The organism is Escherichia sp. TW14182 (assembly GCF_000208525.1).
In the GTDB taxonomy this organism is placed as follows: Bacteria; Pseudomonadota; Gammaproteobacteria; order Enterobacterales; family Enterobacteriaceae; genus Escherichia; species Escherichia ruysiae.
The window spans coordinates 1-1,035 of sequence record NZ_AEJZ01000418.1 but is presented as its reverse complement, the minus strand read 5'-3'; the positions used below and the strand labels follow the sequence as shown (position 1 = coordinate 1,035).

Sequence of the window (1,035 nt, the reverse complement as noted above, 5' to 3'; positions counted from 1 at the left end):
TTGTTTATGCCTTTGCGCTCATCAATCTGGCGCTGGCGACCTTCATGCCCAATGAATACATCACTCATCTGGAAGCAACGCCAGGAATGCTGGTGCACATTGGCTTATCGCTCTTTTCCTATGCCACGCTAATTATTGCCGCCCTGTACGCGTTGCAACTGGCATGGATTGATTATCAACTGAAGAACAAGAAGCTGGCATTCAATCAGGAAATGCCGCCGCTGATGAGTATTGAGCGTAAAATGTTCCACATTACGCAAATTGGCGTGGTGCTGTTAACGCTCACTCTTTGTACCGGCCTGTTCTACATGCACAACTTATTTAGCATGGAAAATATCGACAAGGCCGTGCTCTCTATTGTGGCGTGGTTTGTCTATATTGTGCTGCTGTGGGGGCATTATCATGAAGGATGGCGTGGGCGCCGCGTCGTTTGGTTTAACGTTGCAGGAGCGGTCATCCTTACACTGGCCTACTTTGGCAGCCGAATTGTCCAGCAGTTAATCAGCTAAAACCAGAAAAGGAGTTTCCCCTGGAACATATCTCTACTACCACGTTGATCATAATTCTGATCATCATGGTGGTCATTTCAGCCTATTTTTCCGGCTCCGAAACCGGAATGATGACACTCAACCGCTATCGTCTGCGGCATATGGCGAAGCAGGGTAATCGTTCGGCTAAACGGGTCGAAAAATTACTACGCAAGCCAGACCGCCTGATAAGCCTGGTGTTAATCGGCAATAACCTGGTCAATATTCTTGCCTCCGCGCTCGGCACTATTGTTGGGATGCGCTTGTACGGCGATGCGGGTGTGGCAATTGCGACTGGCGTACTGACCTTCGTAGTGCTGGTTTTTGCCGAAGTATTGCCGAAAACCATTGCCGCGCTGTACCCGGAAAAAGTCGCCTATCCGAGTAGTTTTCTGTTAGCTCCGCTGCAAATTTTGATGATGCCGCTGGTCTGGTTGCTGAACGCGATCACCCGCATGTTAATGCGCATGATGGGCATCAAAACCGATATCGTGGTTAGCGGCTCTTT

General features: G+C 49.4%; 2 protein-coding genes. Both read left to right on the top strand.

From position 1 onward, the window contains the following. A partial coding sequence (locus tag EQY_RS0122715) for a cytochrome C assembly family protein (protein WP_000326259.1) occupies positions 1 to 509 on the top strand: 509 nt, incomplete at its 5' end. A 20-nt stretch (positions 510 to 529) separates the two neighbouring features. Continuing rightward, on the top strand, positions 530 to 1,035 hold a 506-nt coding region (locus EQY_RS0122710), incomplete at its 3' end, for a CNNM domain-containing protein (protein ID WP_038809313.1).